Here is a 23831-nt window from a genome sequence, read left to right as displayed (position 1 = left end):
CATAGGAGTGGATACTGCCAAGGCCATTCGGGCAATTTTGACCATTCCTCATATTCGAGGTGACAAAAATTTTATTGCCAAAGTTTTTGACAATGTTTTTATTGTCACTATATTTTAGCTATAAATATTTTGTCAGGAGACATTATGGCGGGTCAGGTGGTTCGGGGTGATAAATATTTCCCCAGAGAAAAAGATCAAAATAAGCTGTTGCGGCGTCTCAGAGACGGAAGCCACTTGCTGGTCCTTGCCCCGCGACGTGTCGGTAAAACGTCTATGCTGTTTTACCTGCAAGACAACCCGCCAGATGGCTACGTGTTTCTCTACAGTATTGTACAATCCTGTGCAACCGAGCACGAATACTACAAACAGATCATAGATAACCTGTTCCGCTCCGAGTTTACCGACCAACTGAGTAGCCTTTTTAAGTGGGGCAAAGATCAAATTGACAAGTTTCGCAGCAGCATTACCGGCGTAACAGTCGGCGCCACGGGTATCGAGTTTGACCATCAGGACCGTCAGCTCACTCACCGAGATCTCAACGCCGCCCTCAATGCACTGACACTAGACAAAAAGCTGGTGCTAATCATTGATGAATTCCCGGATGTTGTTGAGAAAATCTATAATCAGCAAGATCACAAAAGCGCGGAGTCATTTTTATCTGGCTGTCGTGAATTGTGGTCAGAGCAGGGCCTCAACCAAAACGTGCAGTTTGTGCTGACGGGTTCAATTGGGCTGGACACGCTGGTGAGCAAAATGGCACTGTCAGATCTCATCAATGTGCTCATCCCGGTGTCTATTACACCACTTAGCCAGGTTCAGGGCCGCGAGTTTATCAACACATTGAATCGTCGTGAGCAAGCGCCCATCCAGATTGATGCCACAGCACAGGATTATCTGCTCGACAAGGTTGGCTGGCTGATGCCCTACTACATCGAGATCCTGTGGATGCAGCTGGTTGATGTGTATTTTGATGAAGCACTGACTTCTGTCAGCCCGGCAAATATTGACGCCGCCTACAACACGCTGTTCTCGATACAGTATCAATCTCACTTTAGTCACTGGGCAGAACGGCTAAGCCGTTTTTCGGACGGCGAAAAAGCACTGGCAAGTGACGTATTAACAGCGATGTGTGAGCATGCGGAGCTGCCGGGTTCCCACTTGTTTAACCTCTCGCAGGCAAGCCGATATCAGCAAATCAATTGCCAATACGTGATAGACTGTCTGATCCACGATGGTTATATTTTTATCAATCAGGCGCAGTGTTATCAGTTCACCTCGCCCATGCTCAAAGAATGGTGGGGGCGCTATGCAACTCGACGACTATAAAGAAGGCGTAAAGCTATACAACGCACAAAATGCATCAGACCAGTTCATTAAAACGCACTTTGTGATCCGCCTGAAAGAATACAAAAAAATCTGGCGTGCCATTGCCAGCACCAACAAAGAGGTGCCCGAACAAAATTACCTGATCCAGGGCGTGCGCGGCGCCGGTAAAACCACCTTGCTGCGACGCCTTGCCATAGAGCTTACACAAAGTGACGCGCTGAACACCTGGCTGCTGCCTGTCACCTTTAAAGAAGAAGAATACGGGATCAGCTCTTTGTTTACGCTCTGGGAGCGCGTCGCTGAAGAGCTGGAAGAGCATTATCACGACCAGTTTGCCGGGCTGCTGGATGGGCTGGATGCCATTGCAGGTCAGGATCCAGACCCCAAGGCAGCCATTCAGTTGCTGAGTGACCGGCTCAAAAAGCAAGACAAACGGGTTGTGTTATTTATTGATAACCTGGTGGAACTATTCGAAAACTTTAATCGCAAAGAAACAGAAATACTCAGGGAAGTGCTCACCACCAATCCTTATTTCAGGCTGATAGGTGGCTCGGCGGTCAGCCTGGAAGCCTTTTACGATCACCAGGCCCCGTTTTACCAGTTCTTTGAAGTGATCAATTTAGCCGGATTAGACAAGCCAGATACCGAGGCGCTGTTGCGGGCACTGGCCAGTCACAGTGGTGAACGTGAAGAACAAAGGTTGCTGGCTATCCTTGAGCAAGAGCCGCAGCGTATTGAATCTATCCGGCGCTTAACGGGCGGTATTCCGCGCACACTGGTTATTTTGTTTAATATTCTGATGGAAGGGGCCAATGGCCAGACCTATGCGCTACTGGAAGAAACCATAGATCGGACCACGCCGCTGTATAAACACCGTATGGACGACCTGGCACCACAGCAAAAACCCATAGTCAATGCCATCGCACTGCATTGGGATGCCATCTCAGCCAAGGAGATAGCCGAAAAAACTCGCCTGCCCAGCAAAAATATTTCAGCCCAGCTCAGCCAACTGGAGAAAAACTGGGTCATCGAGAAGATCAAAACTGATAGCAAAAATAACCTGTATCGCATCAAAGAGCGCTTTTTTAATATCTGGTATCTGATGCGCTACGGCAGACGCCGGGACAAAAACCGGGTCCTCTGGCTGACGCGCTTTATGGAAGTCTGGTGCGTTGGCGACGAGCTAAAGCAGCGCAGCAAGTCTTTTCTTGAGCAACTCACAGGCCCGTGCCATCCTCAAGCGACACTGACGTTTGCCAATGCACTGCTGTGCAGTGACCAGCTTGCGCACACAGACAAACAACAAATCCTTGAGCAAAGCCAGCAGTATCTGAGCGGTGCGGGACATACTGCGCTGAGTAAAGAGCTAATTGATATCACAGATGTAGAAGGTGATAAAAACAAACAGATCCTGATTGAGTGGCTGAAAAGTAACGAACCGGCAGATATGACAGAGGCTGTTAAAAAGGCTGTTAGTGCACTTTCTGTGCTGAGCATTTTCCAGATCGCCATGGCCAAGGATAAAGACAATAAACCAAGTAAACTACTCACACTCGCTGGAGCGTTACAAGAAAGAGACAGCGTTAAAGCCCTCATCATCAAAGGCTTTGCCTACTTGAAATCGGGTCAAGATGCTGATGCAGAGATGGTATTGCGGCAAATCACAGATAGTGAACCTGAAAACACCAGTGCAGCAATAGGGTTGCATTGGATTTATCAAGATTCAGCTCGCTGGGATAAGGCCCGAATGGCTCTGCAAGCCGCACAATCTGAACTGCAAAACAGTTTCCCAGGCTACTATCACAGATGCATGGGAGAAATATATTATCAGCAAGGCGAATATGTCCTTTCAGAACAACATTATCTGTCTGCTCTGGGCGCTGGAGAATCGGTATTGGGCACATTAGGCTTTATAAACATGAACAAAGCAAACTTCTTACAGGCAATTGATTATTTTGAGCAATACCTGAGCAATGAGAAGAATCATATAATTTCTTCGATGCTGGCACTGTGCTACTACTATCAGGCAGATGCAAAGAACAAGTTTACGGCTCTGCAATGCGTCAGGCAGGGAATGGAAAATAGCTCACCATTAGATTTCACTTACATTTTAATTAAAATTCTGCTGTGGAATAACCTCTTTCAGGACGCAACCCAAGCCATGGATGCATTACTCAGCCAGAATGACGGGCTTGACAGTGCTGATGAATCCCTGCTCACAGATCTCTTCGTAGCCTTTCTTGCCAAAGGCCAGACGAACCTGGTCGAGCGCTGGTTTGAACAGCATGAACTGAAAGAACGTTTTAAGCCCATCTACTATGCCCTGATGACCTTAATGCGGGATAAATACCCTAATGAAGTATTAAAAATGGGCGACGAACTTAAAGAAACCGTTGATGAAGTGCTCAACGAAATAGAAGATTGGTCGGTGAAATATGCTTAGGTGCAGGCATCAAGAAAGTGAATGATTGGGTACCACGCATTTTCTGATCGCTCAACGGCACTTTTCTTTATGGCTATGTGACCCTGGCGGCGCGAAGTCAATTTGACAACCGCCATACCGCCCCACACCTTCGTTATACCGGCCTTGAGCCGATATCTACTCACAGTCCAAAAGCGGGCCATCTAAGTCTCTGTAGTCAACCACAAGGCTCAAACATGCGTTCTCAATAAACAGCAACCACTTACAACTTAAACAAGGGCTTGCCCTTACCGCGATAGAGCCCAACTGGCGTCAGGCTGGTTTTGCCTTCTGCTTCACTGAGCTGATAGTAATTCTGGGTACATTCAAAGGAAAACGCATTGTTGGCCCTGGCGATAAGTTTGCGCTTTTCACTTTGCCTTTTTTGCCCATACAGAACCCCTTCCTCAAACGTCACTGTCAGGGACTGCTGACCGGCCGACTGATACTCGCCGACTAAGGTTTTGGCAAAACGGCTCAGCTCTGTATCCGGCAAGGGTTTTGGTGTTATGTTCAGATATTGCGCAACCATATCCAGCAGTGCCGGCCCCGGATGCAGGGTATCCCGATTACTCAGACTAATTGCGTATACATCTGCTTCTGGGAAATACACTGACATGGCTAAAAACCCGGGGACTCCCCCTTCATGGAAGTAGCTTGGCTGTCCGGCCAACGGGCGAAGATAAAGCCCATAACCATAAGTGGCCAGCGTGCCATCGTTAAGCATCGCGCTGGTGGTCATCGACCGATAAGAAGATGGCGTAACCACTTTGCCGGCTTTCAGGCCATGATGCCAACGGCTCATATCAGCCAGAGTCGTTTCTATGCCGCCGGCAGAATAAATCCAGCTGCGATCAACATGAAAAGGAGCAACCAGTGTGCCTTCACGACCCACTGAGCTATAACCCTTCACCTCAGCATCGCCTGTGCCTTTGGTAAGTACCTGACTGCCTGTCATACCCAGCGGCGTAAAAATACGCTGTTGCAGATAGGCTTTGTAGCTTAGCCCGGAGACCTGCTCAATGATCTTACCAAGCAGCAAATAGCCCGTATTGGAATAGGTATGCCCTTCACCAGATGGATAGAGTACAGGAGATTGTACAATCTCTTTGAGGATATTATCTAAAGTGCGAAAGTGCGCCATCTTAGCGCCGATTTCAGGACCCTCATTGTAGTTCGGCAACCCTGAGGTATGCGACAGCACCCTCTCGATGGTCAACCTGGCATAGTCCTCACTCAGTGAAGGGATATACTTACCGAGCGTGTCCTGGAGCGACAGCTGATTGCGCTCAGCCAGCTGCAAAATGGCCGCAGCCGTAAATTGCTTGGTGATCGAGCCAATCTGAAATCTCTGTTTTGTATTCAGTGGCAGCGCGCGCTTGATATCAGCGACGCCAGCGGCCCCGCTATAGATCAGCTTTTTGCCCTGCTCGATGCGTACCGCAATGCCCGGCTGATCAGCCTCTGTATAACAGGCCAGCGTGGCATCAAAGTCAATGCTGGTATTTGCCTGTACGCCACTGCTCAGCGCGCATAAAACAAGCCCACTTTGGAGCAATCGAATTGTCATAACCCATTCCTTGTAATTATTTTTATTATTGATCCTCGCCGACGTTAGCACAGTGTCTAAATGTTAACAATGCCACTTCCTTTCTCATCACCTGGACTCAAACGCACCAAAGGTGCTTATACCAATTTCACTTAATACCTGATCTATTTGAAGGAGCAAATAGAACGCTAACAGCGTTAAAAATTTCTCCATACAGAACCCCTTCCTCAAACGTCACTGTCAGGGACTGCTGACCGGCCGACTGATACTCGCCGACTAAGGTTTTGGCAAAACGGCTCAGCTCTGTATCCGGCAAGGGTTTTGGTGTTATGTTCAGATATTGCGCAACCATATCCAGCAGTGCCGGCCCCGGATGCAGGGTATCCCGATTACTCAGACTAATTGCGTATACATCTGCTTCTGGGAAATACACTGACATGGCTAAAAACCCGGGGACTCCCCCTTCATGGAAGTAGCTTGGCTGTCCGGCCAACGGGCGAAGATAAAGCCCATAACCATAAGTGGCCAGCGTGCCATCGTTAAGCATCGCGCTGGTGGTCATCGACCGATAAGAAGATGGCGTAACCACTTTGCCGGCTTTCAGGCCATGATGCCAACGGCTCATATCAGCCAGAGTCGTTTCTATGCCGCCGGCAGAATAAATCCAGCTGCGATCAACATGAAAAGGAGCAACCAGTGTGCCTTCACGACCCACTGAGCTATAACCCTTCACCTCAGCATCGCCTGTGCCTTTGGTAAGTACCTGACTGCCTGTCATACCCAGCGGCGTAAAAATACGCTGTTGCAGATAGGCTTTGTAGCTTAGCCCGGAGACCTGCTCAATGATCTTACCAAGCAGCAAATAGCCCGTATTGGAATAGGTATGCCCTTCACCAGATGGATAGAGTACAGGAGATTGTACAATCTCTTTGAGGATATTATCTAAAGTGCGAAAGTGCGCCATCTTAGCGCCGATTTCAGGACCCTCATTGTAGTTCGGCAACCCTGAGGTATGCGACAGCACCCTCTCGATGGTCAACCTGGCATAGTCCTCACTCAGTGAAGGGATATACTTACCGAGCGTGTCCTGGAGCGACAGCTGATTGCGCTCAGCCAGCTGCAAAATGGCCGCAGCCGTAAATTGCTTGGTGATCGAGCCAATCTGAAATCTCTGTTTTGTATTCAGTGGCAGCGCGCGCTTGATATCAGCGACGCCAGCGGCCCCGCTATAGATCAGCTTTTTGCCCTGCTCGATGCGTACCGCAATGCCCGGCTGATCAGCCTCTGTATAACAGGCCAGCGTGGCATCAAAGTCAATGCTGGTATTTGCCTGTACGCCACTGCTCAGCGCGCATAAAACAAGCCCACTTTGGAGCAATCGAATTGTCATAACCCATTCCTTGTAATTATTTTTATTATTGATCCTCGCCGACGTTAGCACAGTGTCTAAATGTTAACAATGCCACTTCCTTTCTCATCACCTGGACTCAAACGCACCAAAGGTGCTTATACCAATTTCACTTAATACCTGATCTATTTGAAGGAGCAAATAGAACGCTAACAGCGTTAAAAATTTCTCATTTAGAACAACTAAATAGCAAAATTTTTGCCTCGCCTATATGGATGTAGGTGCCTCAGCGATAGCAGGACGCGGGAGCGGTGTTATCGACCCTATTTTCTCGCCTCAAAATAGGTCACTTAATTAAGCAAATTGGTATTATCCTGCACGACATACCAGACACAAAAAAACCCGGTCTCTGTGAGCCGGGTTTTTTAGTTCAGTCAGAAGTAGCGATTACTTCTTCTTCACTGCCTTTTTGTTAGGCAGGTCAGTGATTGAACCTTCAAAGATCTCAGCCGCCAGGCCGATTGACTCGTTCAGCGTTGGGTGTGCGTGGATAGTCAGTGCCACGTCTTCTGCGTCTGCACCCATCTCTACTGCCAGGCCGATCTCGCCCAGCATTTCACCGGCGTTGATACCAACCATAGCACCACCGATCACGCGACCAGTCTCTTTGTCAAAGATCATCTTAGTCTGACCTTCAGTACGTGCAGAAGCAATTGCACGACCAGATGCAGCCCACGGGAATACCGCAGTTTCAATGCTCAGGCCTTGCTCTTTTGCTTCTTTCTCAGTTACACCCACCCATGCGATTTCTGGGTCTGTGTAGGCGATTGAAGGAATGCACTTAGGATCGAAGTAGTGTTTCTTACCAGAGATCACTTCAGCAGCAACGTGTGCTTCGTGAACCGCTTTGTGCGCAAGCATAGGCTGACCTACGATGTCACCAATCGCGTAGATGTGGTTTACGTTCGTCTTCATTTGCTTGTCAGTGTTGATGAAGCCACGCTCATCAACCGCAACGCCCGCTTTGTCTGCATCAAGCAGTTTACCGTTAGGCGTACGACCAACAGCAACCAGTACTTTGTCGTAACGTACCTGGCCTTCTGGTGCTTGCTTGCCTTCAAACGATACATAGATACCGTCTTCTTTCGCTTCAACTGCAACAACCTTAGTAGACAGCATCACGTTGAACTTGTCTTTCACGTACTTCTGGTAGATCTTGATAACGTCTTTGTCAGCCGCAGGTACCAGCTGATCTGCAAACTCAACCACGTCGATTTGCGAGCCCAGTGCACGGTACACAGTACCCATCTCAAGACCGATGATACCACCACCCAGAACAAGTAGCTTTTCTGGTACGTCTTTCAGCTCAAGTGCGCCAGTTGAATCAATGATACGCTCATCTTGTGGGATGAAAGGCAGGTTTACAGGCTGAGAACCCGCAGCGATGATGGCGTTATCGAAGTTGACTGTTGTTGTGCCGTCTGCACCTTCAACCGCGATAGAGTTAGAGCCGGTGAATTTACCGTAGCCGCTAACCACTTTAACTTTACGCATTTTCGCCATGCCAGACAGACCGCCTGTCAGCTGACCAATTACAGACTCTTTCCAGCTACGGATTTTGTCCAGGTCGATTTGAGGAGCACCGAAAGTCACACCGTGTGAAGCCATTTCAGCCGCGTCGTCGATTACCTTAGCAACGTGTAAAAGTGCTTTTGAAGGAATACAACCTACGTTCAAGCACACACCACCCAGGGTATCGCGAGATTCGATCAATGTAACTTCTAAACCTAGGTCTGCTGCACGGAATGCTGCAGAGTAACCACCAGGACCACCGCCTAGTACAACAACTTGAGTTTTGATTTCGTTGCTCATGTTATTACCTTAACTATTATTCGAACGGGACTCTACTCGAGTGAGTATCCGCACCCAATTGTGCCTGATCATCGGCAAGCGCTGCCACCAACAACCAGAGAGAGTTTTTTGTTGCGCGAAAGTGTATCATTCGCACCCACAGATGTCCCGCCCAAATATCAGACAGGACAGTAAAAATATGACAAAACCGCACAACCTGGGGTCATGCGGTTTTGCTTTGGCTTACATTACCAGCTGACGAATGTCACTCAGGTAATTGGCCAGAGTCACAGTAAAGCGGGCTGCCAGCGCACCGTCAATAACACGGTGGTCGTATGAGCAGCTTAGCGGCACCATCAGGCGCGGCTCAAACTCTTTACCATTCCACTTCGGCTTCATCTCAGACTTAGACACACCTAAGATTGCCACTTCCGGTGCATTCACGATTGGCGTAAACGCCGTACCGCCAATACCACCCAGGCTTGAGATGGTGAAGCAACCGCCCTGCATGTCAGCAGCCGTCAGCTTACCTTCACGGGCCTTCTTAGAGACGTCCATTAGCTCGCGAGACAGCTCGATGATGCCTTTCTTGTTTACGTCTTTGAAGACAGGCACAACCAGGCCATTTGGCGTATCAACCGCCACACCGATGTTCACATACTTCTTCAGGATCAGGCTTTCACCATCTTCTGACAGCGATGAGTTAAAGGTTGGGAACTCTTCCAACGCTTTCGCTGCGGCTTTCATCACGAATACCAACGGGGTGATCTTAACGCCCATTTTCTTCTTCTCAGCCAGTACATTCTGCTCTTTACGGAATGCTTCCAGCGTGGTGATGTCGGCTTCATCGAACTGAGTCACGTGCGGGATCTGAACCCAGTTACGGTGCAGGTTAGCGCCTGAGATCTTCTGGATACGAGACAGTTTCTTCTCTTCGACTTCACCAAATTTGCTGAAGTCGACTTTTGGCCAAGGGATCAGACCCAGTTCACCGCCACCTGAGTTGCCGCCTTTGCTGATTTCGCCAGACTCAACCTTACGAACCAGTTCTTTCACATAGTTCTGAACGTCTTCTTTCAGAACACGGTTCTTACGACCCGTGCCTTTAACGCGTGCCAGGTTAACGCCAAACTCGCGCGCCAGACGACGTACCACAGGAGAGGCATGGGCATAATCATCATTGGCCACAAACTCGTCTTTCGCTGCACTTGGCGCAGGCGCTGCTGCCGGAGCCGCTTTTGCCGCTGGAGCCGTTGCAGGAGCAGACGCAGCAGGAGCAGGAGCAGACGCAGCAGGTGCTGCCTGAGCCGGCGCTGCCGCCGCAACGGTTTCGAATACAAAGATCAGCGAACCGGTTGACACTTTGTCGCCAGCCGCCACTTTGATTTCTTTGACTGTACCGGCAAATGGCGCAGGTACTTCCATTGACGCTTTGTCGCCTTCAACGGTGATCAAAGACTGTTCTTCTTCAACGTTGTCGCCGACTGCCACCATGATTTCAGTGACTTCAACTTCGTCACCACCGATATCCGGTACCTGTACTTCCTGCAAAGAAGGCGTCGCTTCAACAGGGGCTGCCGCTGGCGCAGTTTCTGCTGTAGCCGGTGCTGCTGCACCCACTGTTTCAAAGACAAAAACTAAGCTGCCGGTGGCCACTTTGCCGCCAATCTCAACTTTGATTTCTTTAACTATACCGGCAAATGGTGCTGGTACTTCCATTGACGCTTTGTCGCCTTCAACGGTGATCAAAGACTGCTCAGCTTCAACGCTGTCGCCAACCGCAACCAGGATTTCAGTGACTTCAACTTCGTCGCCGCCAATGTCTGGTACGTGTACTTCTTTCACTTCAGCAGTTGCCGGGGCAGGCGCCGCAGCAGCCGGAGCCGCCGCTGGTGCTGCCTCAGCAGCAGGCGCATCGCCCGCTGCTTCGAAGACCATGATCAGTGAACCAGTCGACACTTTGTCGCCTTCACTGATTTTGATTTCTTTAACCGTACCCGCTTGCGCAGCAGGTACTTCCATTGACGCTTTGTCGCCTTCAACGGTGATCAGCGACTGCTCTTCTTCTACCGTGTCGCCAACGCTGACCAAAATCTCGGTTACTTCAACCTCATCGGCGCCAATATCTGGTACATGAATTTCGATTGCCATCACTTAGCCTCTTATGCGTAAAGTGGGTTGGTTTTGGTTGTGTCGATATCAAATTTCTTGATAGCGTCTGTTACTACTGATTTTTCAACTTTGCCTTGCTTAACCAGCTCGCTCAGTGCTGCAACAACCACATAGCCTGCATTTACTTCGAAGTGACGACGCAGGTTTTCACGGCTGTCTGAACGACCATAACCGTCGGTGCCCAGCACTTTGTACGACTCGCTTGGCATGAAGGCGCGAACCTGATCGGCATAGCTCTTCATGTAGTCAGTGGCCGCAATTGCAGGTGCTTCGCTCAATACCGTTGTGATGTAAGGTACTTTTTGCTCTGCATCCGGGTTCAGCATGTTGAAACGCTCAGCGTCCTGACCGTCACGTGCAAGCTCGTTGAATGACGTGACAGAGAATACGTCTGACGCAATGCCGTAATCGTCGCTCAGGATCTGCGCCGCTTTACGAACTTCGTTCAGAATAGTACCTGAGCCCATCAGTTGTACCTGAGCCTTATCGCCAGCGTAGCTTTCCAGCTTGTAGATACCCTTACGAATACCCTCTTCGGCGCCTTCTGGCATCGCTGGCTGATGGTAGTTTTCGTTCATCAGTGTCAGGTAGTAGAACACGTTTTCCTGATCAGGACCGTACATACGACGGATACCGTCTTGCAGAATCACTGCCACTTCAAACGCAAACGTCGGGTCGTAAGAAATACAGTTAGGGATCGTACCCGCCTGAATGTGCGAGTGACCATCTTCGTGCTGCAGACCTTCACCGTTCAGCGTTGTACGACCAGCTGTTGCACCTAGCAAGAAGCCACGCGCCTGCTGGTCGCCCGCCATCCACGCCATGTCGCCAACACGTTGGAAACCGAACATAGAGTAGTAGATGTAGAACGGGATCATTGGCAGGTCATTGGTGCTGTAAGACGTTGCTGCAGCCACCCATGAAGACATTGCACCCAGTTCGTTGATACCTTCTTGCAGTACCTGACCAGACGTGGCTTCTTTGTAGTAAGAAACGATGTCGCGATCCTGAGGTGTGTAGTTCTGACCGTGCGGGTTATAAATACCAATCTGACGGAACAGACCTTCCATACCGAAAGTACGCGCTTCGTCGGCAATGATAGGCACGATGTTTTTGCCTACGCCTTTGTCTTTCAGCAGGATATTCAACGCACGGACATACGCCATAGTGGTTGAGATATCACGCTTTTGCTCTTCCAGTAACGGCTTGAATGCATCCAGCTCTGGCAGCGTCAGTGCTTCTGTGAAGTTAGGCAAACGCTGTGGCGTGTAACCATGCAATGATTTACGACGTGCATGCAGGTATTCGTACTCTGCAGACCCTGCTTCCAGTGTCAGGTAAGGCAGGTCTTTAATTTGCTCGTCAGATACCAGGTCTTCCAGGCCCAGACGTGAACGCAGGTGCTCAACGTGCGTCATGTCCATTTTCTTCACCTGGTGGGCGATGTTTTTACCTTCCGCCGCTTCACCCATGCCGTAACCTTTTACAGTCTTAGCCAGGATCACTGTAGGACGACCTTTGGTGTCTTGTGCTGCTTTGAATGCAGCAAACAGTTTAGAAGGCTCATGACCACCACGCTTCAGCGCGAAGATCTCTTCATCTGTCATGTCTGCAACCAGTGCCGCAGTCTCTGGGTAACGACCGAAGAAGTGCTCACGTACGTATGCGCCATCTTTGGCTTTATACGTCTGGTAGTCACCATCGATGGTTTCGTTCATCAGCTGTAGTAGCTTACCAGTGGTGTCTTTTGCCAGTAGCTTGTCCCAGCCTGAACCCCATACAACTTTGATGACGTTCCAGCCAGCACCTTTAAACAGGCCTTCCAGTTCCTGGATGATCTTACCATTACCCATTACCGGGCCATCCAGACGTTGAAGGTTACAGTTGATCAGGTAACACAGGTTATCCAACTTCTCACGGGCTGCAAAAGAAATCGCACCACGAGATTCTGGCTCATCCATTTCACCGTCGCCCAGGAAGGCGTAAACACGCTGCTCGGCAGTGTCTTTCAGACCACGACCGTCAAGGTATTTCAGGAAACGAGCCTGATAAATAGACGCGATTGGACCCAGACCCATAGATACGGTCGGGAACTGCCAGAATTCAGGCATCAGTTTAGGGTGCGGGTAAGAAGACAGACCTTTACCGTCTACTTCCTGACGGAAGTTATCCAGCTGTTCTGCAGTCAGACGACCTTCAACGAATGCACGAGCATAGATACCTGGTGAAATGTGACCCTGATAGTAAACCAGGTCGCCACCGTCTTTTTCGTTCGGTGCGCGGAAGAAATGGTTAAAACACATTTCATAAAACGCTGCTGACGACTGGTAAGACGCCATATGTCCGCCCAGCTCCAGATCTTTCTTGGAAGCGCGCAGTACGATCATGATCGCATTCCAGCGGATGATAGAGCGAATACGACGCTCCAGATTTACATCCCCCGGATAGGCAGGTTCCTGATCTGCCGGGATAGTGTTGACATAGTTAGTCGTAATGCCAGTTGGCATATCAACGCCATCCAGACGCGCCTGCTCAAGTACCTGCTCAAGCAAGTATTGCGCGCGCTCTACGCCTTCTTCTTTTACAACCGACTCAAGCGCCTGCAACCACTCTTGGGTTTCTAGCGCGTCTACGTCAAATTTATTGACTTCAGACATATGGAGTGTTCCTTATGTTTAAAATACGAATTTATTCTATAGCGTTAGCTTATGGCTCTGTTTATATTACTGCGCTTTAGTGCGACGCAAGCTGCGCTCAATACGCGACCGCTCTCGCCCAGCTTCCAGCAACGCCTCTTCGATAAAGGCTAAGTGTGCGTTACTGGCCAGTCGTGCCTGCTCTGGCTTGCCCTCGATCACAGCGTTTTTTAACACCTCACGATGGTGAGCAAGCTGTTCACTGGCATCCGGCTTTTGCACCAGCACTGTTAAGTTCTGCAATACATTTTGTTCCAGTAAAGATTGCATACCACGCATCAGATGCAGCAACACCACGTTATGTGATGCTTCTGCTACGGTAAAATGGAAGGTGTTGATGGCTCTGGCTTTTTGCACCAGATCATCACCAACACTGGCAATGTCATCAAAGCTCTGTTCCACTTTATCGAGATCGGTTTGCGTGCCACGCATGGCCGCATAATAAGCTGCGATGCCCTCCAGGGCATGACGAAACTCCAGCAAATCAAATTGTGACTCGGGATGTTTACTGATCAACTCAAATAAGGGATCAGTCAGACCTTCCTCAAGCTGATTTTTCACATAAGTGCCGCCACCCTGACGTCGGGTAACCAGCCCTTTTGCTTCAAGCTTTTGAATTGCCTCGCGCAGTGATGGCCGCGACACTTCAAATTGCTTGGCCAGCTCACGCTCCGGCGGCAGCTTTTCACCTGGCATCAACGACCCTTCAAGGATCATGTTTTCCAGTTGTTCCAGAATCACATCTGATAGTTTCGCTGCTTTTATCTTTAAAGACATTGATTAAACGCCGAGTTTATTGGTGAAACCCCAAGCCAGCTGTACTTGCACAACCCGTCAAAACACAGGCAAAGCGCTGATCCAGCTCACTCTTTACTTAAACAGATCCGGTAAGCCAACCCTAAAGGTAAATTGGTCATACCAAATTTGTGCACTACGTTATCAAAATCAAGCGCAACTGTCAAAATTCGGCGCTTTGCGGCTAAAAGTAATACAGAAAAGCCATCACAAAGTGTCTAAACTTTATACAAGTTAAATGATTTAAAAAAGGAAAATAAAATGGTCAGACCAGATAGAAAAACCAATCATGGGGTTACGTCATACTGCCCCGGGTGACAAACGTGTAAGGCTATGCAAGTAGAGGAAGACGCTATCAGGTATGAACAGGATCCGCGTGAGGAAGGCGTAAACTATCAGAACGCCAGAAGGGTGAGGCACTGGCAAGCTGACATTTTCAGCAGCCAGTGCGTTATTTGGTTAAGCGCTAATGCTCAAAACGGACACTCTGGGATAACCGGATGTGCTCGGATAATAACGGATCCAGGTTTTTTTCCCGGACAGAGCCGCAGCCAGTGCAATCGACACCCATGCATCCGTCTTTGCATCACCTACTTTACCCAGTTCAAGCCAGTTATCATGGGACTCGATACGGATCAAAGCAAGGCCGCCCGAGTTAACATACACTTTTGTCACTTTGGGATAGGTATCTACGTAGCTATTTGCCTGTACTTTAAAACCAGTCACAGATAAAAAGAGAAGTGCGAGTACTAAAACTATATTTTTCATTATTAGATTTCCTTGTTTGTTACAATGTGCACCACGTTATTATGTGCACCGCGACTATACTGAGCCGTGCCTATTAAATCAACAAAAAAATAAAGTAAACCACTTATATATCAAACGCTTGAATTTTTAGACCATGTAAAGTGCTATACCTCATAGCAGCCACAAAACAATGTCCGTTTAGCTTTGTGTGTGATAAAGTCCGTCCCGAAGCTAATAACAAAGGAAATACAATGAAAAAGCTATCAACAGTAACAGCAGCTTGTGCGCTACTTCTTTCTGGTCAGGTGTATGCTGCTGGGGCAACATCCATTGGTAAGATAGATATTATGTATGTTAACAATGGCTGGACCATGGTTCATGGCGAAAAAATTAAAGGTAATCCGAGTAACTGTTCTGACTCTACCTATTATGCAATTGTCCCCTCTCACCCCAATTATGACGCATTGCATTCGACATTGCTTGCCGCTAAGTTAGCCGGTACTAATGTCAACTTTTATGTCAGTGGCTGCTCAGGTCAAAACAATAAATACCCCAGAATTACCAGTATTTGGGTACGCTAAGCCGACTTACAGGACTGGTCTAAGAATCGACTTTCAAGCATTCACAGCACCTGCATATACTCAGCTCAATACAGCGGGAGTGTCTCTAGCTCCCCATTCTTAATAATGCAACAACCGATACCAGCCCCCAGACTCTAAGTCCATTCATGTTTCATCAGCTTTAGCGGCATTGACAGTCAGTTCCTGAACATTCATTTAACCAGATCACATTCATAGTTCATGCCCCGAGGTAACGACTAACAACACGAGCAGGCAGGTAAGCGAACTCACCCACCCTAACAACACAACATGAACCTTTTTCAGGTAAAACGTATTTCAAACTCACCTCGCGATGGGATAATGTAATCAACACACCAAAAAATTAACAATAAATATTCAACAACTGAAAAGGAATACCATGAAAGGCCCACTAATCGCCGTAACTGCACTCACCCTGGCCAGTACCAGCCAGGCCACTGAGCTTGCCCAATCTGACTTTAACCGCTATCTGGATTTTAACTGGGGCGAATGCCCGGCACAGTTTCAATCCACAGATGGCAAAAACACCTGTACGCAGGCCGACGTACCGCTCAACTGGCAGGCGCCCGACGGTAAAAAAATCTCCGTGCTGGTCTCTAAATACCCTGCAAAATCGGCAAACAGTAAAGGGCAAATTTGGCTGTTACAGGGCGGACCCGGTGGATCAGGGAGCTTTTTTGTTCAGCAGTTAAACACCACCCTGGCGCCTTTTACCGAACACTATGATTTATTCGTACTGGAACATCGCGGTGTGGGCTGGTCGACTCACCTGGCCTGCAGTAACCCGGTTGTCAGCGATTATGCTCAGTATGCCCAAACTTGTTTTGATGATCTCCATCAGCAATGGGGCGATGACCTGTATGAGTTTAATACCACAGCAGCGGCGCGAGATCTGGAGTATGTGATCGGCAAAAGTAAAGTGCGAGACTGGCAACCCAGCTATGTGTATGGTGTCTCTTATGGCACGCTGTGGGCACAAAGATTCAGCCAAGTTGCCCCAACCGGTGCTCAGGCCATTATCCTCGACTCAGTGCTGCCACCAGCCGAATTTGGTAATGACCTGTGGGATGAAAACTTTAACGCGACACTGGACGATTTGTTAGCCTACTGCCAGCTTGATACGGAGTGTCAGTCGCGGTTAAATTTCAGCTCGCTGCCGCAGCTCAAAGCGCGTCTTAATGACATTTTTACCGCCCAGAGTTGCCCGGGACTGGACTTTGACCGCCAGGCACTGCAAATGCTCTCGATCCTCGGCTTGTCACGCTCGGTAGAACAAATACTCATACCCACACTACATCGTCTTAATCGTTGCAACAGCGACGATGTAATGGCACTGAATAACCTGCATAATTTTATCTTTAAAGGCCTGGGCAGGCAGCTCTTGCAACTCCCGGCAAAAGACCCGTTCGGTTTTTCACAGGTAGTCTCAAAGCTCATTACACACAACGAAATTAATCATGTGCAACGCGATTTGCACAGCAAGCTGGCTTATTGCCAGGACGCCATTGCCTGTTACCCGGACTTTATGAACTACCGGATACACCTAGACAAGCAGGTTTGGGGTAATCGTTACACTGACCCCTATGTGTATCAACCCATGCACCATTACATGCCCACACTCGCACTCAATGGCGATTTAGACCCGCAAACGCCGCATACCTATATATCACTGATCCAAGACGCATTTACTAACATTAATCAGCGTTATGTTGAGCTTCCACAAACCCATCATGGGGTACTTTTTGTCAGCCAGACCCATGACGCCAGTACCAGCACCTGTGGCGCAGAGATCATGAAAAATTTTATTGAAGATATCTGGAGCCAACCGGATACCGGCTGTATCGCGAATTTGCAGGGCCTCAACTTTACCGCTTCCGCTATGGCAAGCCATGTACTGTTCGGTACTCCAGATGCCTTTGATGGCCAGCCTGAGATCATGTCAGAGGCAGACATTATGCAATTAAAGCAATCTGATCCAGCCGCGTTTGTGCAGGCCTACGCCACCTTTATGCCGTTGATAGACTTCTGATTAAATTTATTTGCTATTAACACCATGGCTGAAACCGCGTTATTCGGTTTCAGCCATGGGCTCGCAGGGTATATCAAAATCAACATGATAGTGTTCATCATGACGAACCCAGGACGGTTTTTTAGAAAACTGAATATGGGTTTTCAGATATTCCCCATACTGTGTACTGAACAAATTTGGCTGTAGTTTAGGATCAAAAATAACGCGCCACAGATCGTGACCACGACGCTTGGCCTGTTTGTGCAATGCGACAATATGCGCCGCCATCGCTGCATAATCTATCTCCAGGCCGTCAAACTGATCATGCTCATCAAACTCAATGAGATAACCAAACTTGTTGAACGGATGCGTGGGTAAATGCACTGACTGACCAGCTTCATCAATGACAGGCGTCATAAAATCTACTGATAAACCATTGCGATGGGTTTTGTGTGGCCTGAACCTCCCCCCTTCGGCAAAGCCTGTCTCTGCGTACTTATAAACTTTATCTGGGTGTGTTTTTTCCAGCGCCTGATAAGAAGCCGTCACGATTTCATACACCTCTGAATGCACATAGGTGCGCCCTGCCAGCCGCGCAAGCGTGCTATAGCCGACAAAGTTATTGCCAGCCTTAGGTAATTCCACGGCCCCCTTCAGCGACCCCTGCCCGGTTGTACCGTAGCAGGTGCTGCTTTTTGAGTGCGCGACCGCAGGGACAAAACCGGCAACGAATAATAAATAACAAAGTTTCATACCCAAAACATACACAGACTAGGCTGAATATGCTCTGACTGATGAGGTCATCACCTCAGTGGTAAGCGCTTTGATGTGCCTTGCTTTGCGGTGACCACGCAATAAAGCAGGACGATAAGGTCGTCGGATAACCATCACCAGAGCAGACAAGCTGATTAAGCCACAAGTACAATAAATGAACAACCGCCACATATTAACGCAAAGAACGCATCAATTCGCTCCTGGCTCGTAATGGCTACGTAATAACCAAACTGAGATATTTTTCTACCATTTATATCGAACGTTAGAACAACCCTAAACTAAGGACAATACAATGATCACTAAAAAAGCCACCCTTTATATTTTTCACTCAAACAGCGGTCAAAAGGCGTTCCTGACGGCCAACTATGACAGGACAGCATCCGCCAAAGAGACGCTAAAGTATGAGCTGATTGGCCCCAATGCCACCACCTGGTCCTATGATTACCCCGAGTGCCAGAAGATTTATGCCCAGGACGATATCTCTGTAAAACCTGCTAATCAGGATAAATATCGCGGCCAGGCACTGTTTTCAATTGATCACCATCACAACTGGCTGTACACCAAATCACTCTTCACCGATCAGGATGACTCTGGCGCCAAGTTCAAAGCACTGGTGCGAGCATTAATCGGGTATGCATTAACGGGCAACGACGCCCCTCTGTTGGAAGCTGCTCAGGCTGCGCTGGTCGATATCAAAGATCTGGTTTTAACCGAAGCAAACACTGAAGTTGAAGCCTGATTAGGCTTCCCATTGCAGGCGGTAAGAAACCGTCTGCCGCGGAGCTCAAGCATGAGCCGGGGAAAAGCACGGCCCTGGTTCATCTCTTACCAATCGTCCAATTCAGTCGCTAGCCCGGTTAGCAAAAGTGCTGCCGCTAAGTTCGTCGAGTGATAGCAAAGTCAGATAAGAGCTCATAGTTAACCCATTAACTTATAATGAAAATGCACTTTAAAGTCATTTGTTTCACTATTCACTACAATTAGACAATGGTAAATACTCTATTCTTTAGGCGATAATTTAGACTCCTCCAACCTCTCCTGCTTCTCCATTATGTTTTCATAATTATGTATTACGGTTCGATGTAATTATCATGACTAGGCATTGACTCTTGATACACACACTCTCAGGCGACACCAGCCCGGACCCGTTTCCAGCCATTACCCCTCAGCAGCTGGGCGCCACCTCGTTCAGAGCTGACTATGGCGTTAAATATGCGTATGTCAGCGGCGGTATGTATCGGGGAATAGCCTCATCAAGACTGGTGATTGCCATGGCACAAGCGGGCTTATTAAGCTTTTTTGGCTCAGGTGGCTTGTCTGTTGATGTCGTTGAGCATGCGCTAAATGAAATACAAAACACGCTCACAGAGGGACAGAGGTTTGGTCTCAACCTGGTCTGCAACCTGACTCGCCCAGAGCAAGAACTGGCCCTGGTAGAACTGTGTCTGAAACGCCAGGTTCGTTGTCTGGAAGCCGCGGCCTTTATTCGCATTACCCCGGCATTGGTACTGTATCGTCTGCGCGGCCTGACGCGAAATGAGCAGGGCCAAGTGGTGTCGGCCAATAAGCTGATGGCCAAAGTGTCACGCCCCGAAGTCGCCAGTATGTTTTTAAGCCCGGCTCCGGACAATATCGTTACCCAATTGCTGGCAGAGAAACACATCACTTTAGAGCAGGCCGAGTTGAGTAAACACATTGCCATGTGTGACGACCTGTGTGTAGAGGCTGACTCCGGCGGTCATACCGATCAAGGGATGCCAGCGGTGCTGTTGCCTGCCATGCAACAGCTGCGCGACACACTCAGTGCGCAGTATCAATTCAACACTGCGCCCCGGGTCGGACTGGCCGGTGGCATTGGTACGCCGACCTCCGCCGCAGCCGCGTTTATGATGGGAGCGGACTTTATCCTGACCGGCTCAATTAACCAATGCACGGTCGAAGCCGACACCTCTGCGGCAGTAAAAACCCTGTTGCAGGACATTAATGTTCAGGACACCGACTATGCCCCAGCCGGAGATATGTTTGAACTGGGTGCCAAAGTACAGGTACTGAAAAAAGGCGTATTTTTTCCAGCCCGGGCCCAAAAGCTGTATCAGCTTTATCAGCACTATCCCTCTCTGGATGCCATCCCCGCAGCGCAGCGTAGTCAACTTGAAAACAAGGTGTTTAAAAAGACCTTTAATCAAATCTGGCAAGAGACCAGTCAGTACTTACATCAGCAAGGACGCAGTGCGGAAGTAACGCGCGCAGAGCAGGAACCTAAATACAAGATGGCGCGCGTATTTCGCTGGTATTTTGCCCACTCAATGAAGCTGGCATTTGCAGGAGAGACGCAGGAGCGGGTCAATTTTCAGGTTCATACAGGACCTGCACTGGGGGCATTTAATCAGTGGGTCAAAGGCACAGCACTTGAATCCTGGCAGCAGCGCCATGTTGCCGATATTGCCCAGCAGCTCATGACGGCTACCGCCGCCCTGCTGACGACCCGGACCCGCCTCTGGCTGGCCCCTGAACACGTCGATTAACCACACTGGCGAGGCAAAAATGAAAAGTTATTTATTTCCAGGACAGGGCGCACAATACGTTGGCATGGGCAAAGCCTGGTTTGATTTGTTTCCCGAGCAAACCCAGACAGCCAGTGACATTCTGGGTTACTGCATTAAAACCCTGTGTCTTGACGACCCACATAAACAACTGAACCAGACCGAGTACACCCAGCCTGCCCTGTATGTGGTCAGTGCCCTGGCGTTTTTGGCCCATCAGCAGCGCGACCCGATCCCCGCAGATTTTATGGCCGGGCACAGTTTGGGCGAATACACCGCGCTGTTTGCTGCCGGTGCAGTGTCTTTTGAAGATGGCCTGCGGCTGGTACAACAACGGGGTGCCCTGATGAGCCAGGTAAACGGTGGCGCGATGGCCGCGGTGCTGGAGTTAGACGAAGCCGCTATCAGAGCCTGTCTGACAGAGCATCACCTGGAAACACTGGACATTGCCAACCTGAACAGCCCTCAGCAAAGCGTACTGTCAGGCCTGAAGGACGACATCAGTCGTGCGCAACAGGCTATTGAGCAGGCCGGAGGACGGTTTATTCGGCTTAACACCAGCGGCGCATTCCATTCTCGCTACATGGCTGATGTACAGCCTGACTTTGCACGCTGCGTGGCAGAGGTTGAGTTCAAAGCGCCCAGCATGCCGGTGATTGCCAATGTCAGTGCACGGCCCTACCATGAGCACACTATCCAGGCGCAGCTGATCGCCCAGCTTACCGGATCCGTGCGCTGGACTGACAGCATTGCCTACCTGCTGGCTCAGGGTGACATGACTTTTGTTGAACTGGGACCGAAAAAAATCCTCTCCAAGTTAGTGGCTGAGATTAAGCAGCAAGTAAGCAGTCAGCCTGTATGTCATGCAGCGAAGACCACGACCTTGACGAACCCAATAGCACAACAGATTGAGCGCTGGAACCAGTCCCATGATGTCGGCACCCAGATCCGAGTCGCCCATCTTGGCGAGCCCTTGCGCACACGAACCCCAGCCATGCTGTTGTTCGGCCACCGACCTGCAGTGTATGTCGAAGGTGTTCAGGGTTATATCGCACTCGACGAAGCCACACCACTGTAACTAAAGACAAGATTATGCCCCGGCACAGGCCGGACACAGAATAACGACCCAACTTTTGGACTGAAACGATGAAATACTATATTGGCCTTGCCACCTCCTTTCATGATCCTGCCATTGCGATTGTCAATCAGCAGGGCGACGTGATTTTTGCCGAAGACGCCGAGCGTTTTCTGGGCTACAAACGGGGCCTGTACTGCCTGCCGGATAACCCCTATTACATCGAGGAAGTCCTGAAGACCTATTGCAGTGACTGTACTGAACTGGTGATCGCAAAAACCTGGAGCAAAGGCCGCGAGAAAAGTACCAACATCCTTGAAAACGTGGTGCTGAGCATACTCGAGACTTTCTCGTTTAATATCGACGTGAACACCCGCGACATCAAGGACCAGTTCTACTTTGCCAGAGCCTCACAGGCAGCTGCAGGGCGTACCCTGTCACGCTTTTTTGAAGCCTCATGCCGCAACTTTATCGTGGGTAACTACCGCAATAAAAAGCCCACTGAAGTACGCTATTTTGACCACCACCTCACGCATGCCGCCAATGCCTGTTTTAACAGCCCATTCAGTGAAGCTTCCTGTCTGGTGGTAGACGGTATGGGCGAGAAAAGCAGTATTGACTACTTCACTTATAAAGACGGTAAAATCACCCCGGCGCCCATCAAGGTGAAGCGCTCATTCAAAAGTCTGGGCCTGTTTTACACCATTATTTGTGAAAACCTGGGCTTTGATCCGCTCAAAGGCGAAGAATGGAAAGTAATGGGTCTGGCACCTTATGGTAAAAAAGACCAGAAAATCTACGATCTGCTCCGCGCCTCTTTGCAGGTGAAAAACGGTAATTTCGTGGTACCGAAAAACCTCAATGCCATCATGAAAGAGATCAAAGCCATGGCACGCGAGCCGGGTGAGTCCATTGAAGCCTACAAAGATTTTGCCTACACCGGACAACTGGTATTCAGTGAAATCTTTATGGATCTGATCGATGCCATCTACGAGCATGCACCGTCGAAAAACCTCGCAATATCCGGCGGCTGTGCACTGAACTCCTCCTTCATGGGCACCGCGCTGGCGAAATCCAAATTTGACAACATCTTTGTGCCTTCAGCCCCGGCAGATGATGGCAATGCCATTGGTGCCGCCTTGTTGTGCTACCAGCAGGATAATCCAAGCTGGCAACCTTCTACGCAAATTCAGAGCCCCTATACCGGCTCCGAGGTGAAGCAAAAATCACTGGATAAACTGCACCGTTACAGCCACCTTAAGGCCACCGATTACGGCGAAGACGTATACAAGAAAACCGCAGAGTTCCTGGCTCAAGGCAAGATCATCGGCTGGGCGCAAGGTCGCGCTGAGTTTGGTCCACGCTCTTTGGGCAACCGCTCAATCCTCGCTAACCCGTGTCTGGTGGACATCAAAGACACCGTGAACGCCCGGGTTAAGTTCCGCGAAGAGTTCCGCCCCTTCGCGCCGTCTATCCTGCATGAATATGGCGACGAGTATTTTGAGGATTACCAGGAATCCCCTTACATGGAGCGTACTTTGGTGTTTAAAGAAGCGGTGCGCGACAAAGTCCCGGGCGTGGTGCATGTCGACAACACAGGTCGCCTGCAAAGCGTGAAAAAGGAATGGAACGCGCCATACTACAAACTGATCGACAGTTTCCGTGAAATCACAGGCGTGCCGGTGCTGCTGAACACCAGCTTTAACATCATGGGTAAGCCCATTGTCCATTCCGTTGAGGACATGCTGGCGGTGTTCCTGATGTCCGGCATTGATGTGCTGGTGATCAACAACACCATTTACGAGAAGTAACCCAGTGGCAGTCACAGTATTGATGTGGCTGCCCGATTGAGAAAGACTCGCGCGACGCATAGACAACAGCGTCAGC

Annotated in this window: 16 protein-coding genes; 8 read left to right on the top strand and 8 right to left on the bottom strand. The window is 49.4% G+C overall.

Going from position 1 to position 23831, the window contains the following annotated elements:
- Positions 1-144 precede the first annotated feature (144 nt).
- Positions 145-1326, top strand: coding sequence for an ATP-binding protein (locus tag PRUB_RS05160; RefSeq protein WP_010384099.1), 1182 nt, complete (start codon positions 145-147; stop codon positions 1324-1326).
- Complete coding sequence (locus PRUB_RS05155; protein ID WP_010384098.1) at positions 1307-3769, top strand: ATP-binding protein; 2463 nt, start codon at positions 1307-1309, stop codon at positions 3767-3769. Before PRUB_RS05160 ends, PRUB_RS05155 begins: the two co-directional genes overlap by 20 nt.
- A 241-nt stretch (positions 3770-4010) precedes the next feature.
- Here the strand turns inward: PRUB_RS05155 and PRUB_RS05150 are convergent, their stop codons facing one another.
- From PRUB_RS05150 to PRUB_RS05120, 7 genes are all read right to left on the bottom strand, one after another.
- The gene (locus PRUB_RS05150; RefSeq protein ID WP_010384095.1) at positions 4011-5357 is read right to left on the bottom strand and encodes a serine hydrolase domain-containing protein; all 1347 of its coding nucleotides are present in this window, start codon (positions 5355-5357) and stop codon (positions 4011-4013) included.
- Positions 5358-5484: 127 nt separating this feature from the next.
- Positions 5485-6726 (bottom strand): serine hydrolase domain-containing protein, encoded by a 1242-nt coding sequence (locus PRUB_RS05145; protein ID WP_198452315.1) that lies wholly within the window; start codon positions 6724-6726, stop codon positions 5485-5487.
- A gap of 405 nt (positions 6727-7131) precedes the next feature.
- Positions 7132-8556, bottom strand: a complete 1425-nt coding sequence (gene lpdA, locus PRUB_RS05140) for a dihydrolipoyl dehydrogenase (protein ID WP_010384093.1) — start codon at positions 8554-8556, stop codon at positions 7132-7134.
- Between the two features lie 222 nt (positions 8557-8778).
- Positions 8779-10686: a pyruvate dehydrogenase complex dihydrolipoyllysine-residue acetyltransferase gene (gene aceF / locus PRUB_RS05135; RefSeq protein WP_010384091.1), complete on the bottom strand. Its 1908-nt coding sequence runs from the start codon at positions 10684-10686 to the stop codon at positions 8779-8781.
- Positions 10687-10697: 11 nt separating this feature from the next.
- Complete coding sequence (gene aceE, locus PRUB_RS05130; RefSeq protein ID WP_010384089.1) at positions 10698-13364, bottom strand: pyruvate dehydrogenase (acetyl-transferring), homodimeric type; 2667 nt, start codon at positions 13362-13364, stop codon at positions 10698-10700.
- A gap of 66 nt (positions 13365-13430) precedes the next feature.
- Positions 13431-14180 carry a pyruvate dehydrogenase complex transcriptional repressor PdhR gene (gene pdhR, locus PRUB_RS05125; RefSeq protein WP_010384087.1) on the bottom strand — a complete coding sequence of 250 codons (750 nt, stop codon included), beginning with the start codon at positions 14178-14180 and terminating at the stop codon, positions 13431-13433.
- Positions 14181-14657: 477 nt separating this feature from the next.
- Positions 14658-14966: a hypothetical protein gene (locus PRUB_RS05120; RefSeq protein ID WP_010384085.1), complete on the bottom strand. Its 309-nt coding sequence runs from the start codon at positions 14964-14966 to the stop codon at positions 14658-14660.
- 230 nt (positions 14967-15196) lie between these two features.
- On the opposite strand from PRUB_RS05120, the gene PRUB_RS05115 reads away from it, so the two are divergent.
- The gene (locus PRUB_RS05115; protein WP_010384082.1) at positions 15197-15526 is read left to right on the top strand and encodes a hypothetical protein; all 330 of its coding nucleotides are present in this window, start codon (positions 15197-15199) and stop codon (positions 15524-15526) included.
- A gap of 397 nt (positions 15527-15923) precedes the next feature.
- The gene (locus PRUB_RS05110) at positions 15924-17573 is read left to right on the top strand and encodes an alpha/beta fold hydrolase (RefSeq protein ID WP_010384080.1); all 1650 of its coding nucleotides are present in this window, start codon (positions 15924-15926) and stop codon (positions 17571-17573) included.
- 39 nt (positions 17574-17612) lie between these two features.
- Here PRUB_RS05110 and PRUB_RS05105 read toward each other — a convergent pair whose 3' ends face one another.
- Positions 17613-18305: a penicillin-insensitive murein endopeptidase gene (locus PRUB_RS05105; RefSeq protein ID WP_010384079.1), complete on the bottom strand. Its 693-nt coding sequence runs from the start codon at positions 18303-18305 to the stop codon at positions 17613-17615.
- Between the two features lie 313 nt (positions 18306-18618).
- On the opposite strand from PRUB_RS05105, the gene PRUB_RS05100 reads away from it, so the two are divergent.
- The 4 genes from PRUB_RS05100 (at position 18619) to PRUB_RS05085 (ending at position 23755) form a co-directional block, all read left to right on the top strand.
- The gene (locus tag PRUB_RS05100; RefSeq protein WP_010384077.1) at positions 18619-19065 is read left to right on the top strand and encodes a hypothetical protein; all 447 of its coding nucleotides are present in this window, start codon (positions 18619-18621) and stop codon (positions 19063-19065) included.
- Positions 19066-19435: 370 nt separating this feature from the next.
- Entirely contained in the window at positions 19436-20851 is a 1416-nt protein-coding gene (locus PRUB_RS05095; protein ID WP_010384074.1) for a PfaD family polyunsaturated fatty acid/polyketide biosynthesis protein, read from the top strand.
- Positions 20852-20870: 19 nt separating this feature from the next.
- On the top strand, positions 20871-21947 hold the full coding sequence (gene fabD, locus PRUB_RS05090) for an ACP S-malonyltransferase (RefSeq protein WP_010384072.1): 1077 nt from the start codon (positions 20871-20873) through the stop codon (positions 21945-21947).
- Between the two features lie 68 nt (positions 21948-22015).
- Entirely contained in the window at positions 22016-23755 is a 1740-nt protein-coding gene (locus PRUB_RS05085; protein WP_010384070.1) for a carbamoyltransferase family protein, read from the top strand.
- Positions 23756-23831 lie beyond the last annotated feature (76 nt).

It is taken from the genome of Pseudoalteromonas rubra, assembly GCF_000238295.3.
GTDB classification, from domain to species: domain Bacteria; phylum Pseudomonadota; class Gammaproteobacteria; order Enterobacterales; family Alteromonadaceae; genus Pseudoalteromonas; species Pseudoalteromonas rubra.
This window is presented reverse-complemented; position numbering and strand designations above follow the sequence as displayed.

Excerpts from the sequence above, each read along its gene's own strand:
- PRUB_RS05160 (WP_010384099.1), top strand. The coding sequence starts at position 145 with ATGGCGGGTCAGGTGGTTCGGGGTGATAAATATTTCCCCAGAGAAAAA.
- PRUB_RS05155 (WP_010384098.1), top strand. The coding sequence starts at position 1,307 with ATGCAACTCGACGACTATAAAGAAGGCGTAAAGCTATACAACGCACAA.
- PRUB_RS05150 (WP_010384095.1), bottom strand. The coding sequence starts at position 5,357 with ATGACAATTCGATTGCTCCAAAGTGGGCTTGTTTTATGCGCGCTGAGC.
- PRUB_RS05145 (WP_198452315.1), bottom strand. The coding sequence starts at position 6,726 with ATGACAATTCGATTGCTCCAAAGTGGGCTTGTTTTATGCGCGCTGAGC.
- lpdA (WP_010384093.1), bottom strand. The coding sequence starts at position 8,556 with ATGAGCAACGAAATCAAAACTCAAGTTGTTGTACTAGGCGGTGGTCCT.
- aceF (WP_010384091.1), bottom strand. The coding sequence starts at position 10,686 with ATGGCAATCGAAATTCATGTACCAGATATTGGCGCCGATGAGGTTGAA.
- aceE (WP_010384089.1), bottom strand. The coding sequence starts at position 13,364 with ATGTCTGAAGTCAATAAATTTGACGTAGACGCGCTAGAAACCCAAGAG.
- pdhR (WP_010384087.1), bottom strand. The coding sequence starts at position 14,180 with ATGTCTTTAAAGATAAAAGCAGCGAAACTATCAGATGTGATTCTGGAA.
- PRUB_RS05120 (WP_010384085.1), bottom strand. The coding sequence starts at position 14,966 with ATGAAAAATATAGTTTTAGTACTCGCACTTCTCTTTTTATCTGTGACT.
- PRUB_RS05115 (WP_010384082.1), top strand. The coding sequence starts at position 15,197 with ATGAAAAAGCTATCAACAGTAACAGCAGCTTGTGCGCTACTTCTTTCT.
- PRUB_RS05110 (WP_010384080.1), top strand. The coding sequence starts at position 15,924 with ATGAAAGGCCCACTAATCGCCGTAACTGCACTCACCCTGGCCAGTACC.
- PRUB_RS05105 (WP_010384079.1), bottom strand. The coding sequence starts at position 18,305 with ATGAAACTTTGTTATTTATTATTCGTTGCCGGTTTTGTCCCTGCGGTC.
- PRUB_RS05100 (WP_010384077.1), top strand. The coding sequence starts at position 18,619 with ATGATCACTAAAAAAGCCACCCTTTATATTTTTCACTCAAACAGCGGT.
- fabD (WP_010384072.1), top strand. The coding sequence starts at position 20,871 with ATGAAAAGTTATTTATTTCCAGGACAGGGCGCACAATACGTTGGCATG.
- PRUB_RS05085 (WP_010384070.1), top strand. The coding sequence starts at position 22,016 with ATGAAATACTATATTGGCCTTGCCACCTCCTTTCATGATCCTGCCATT.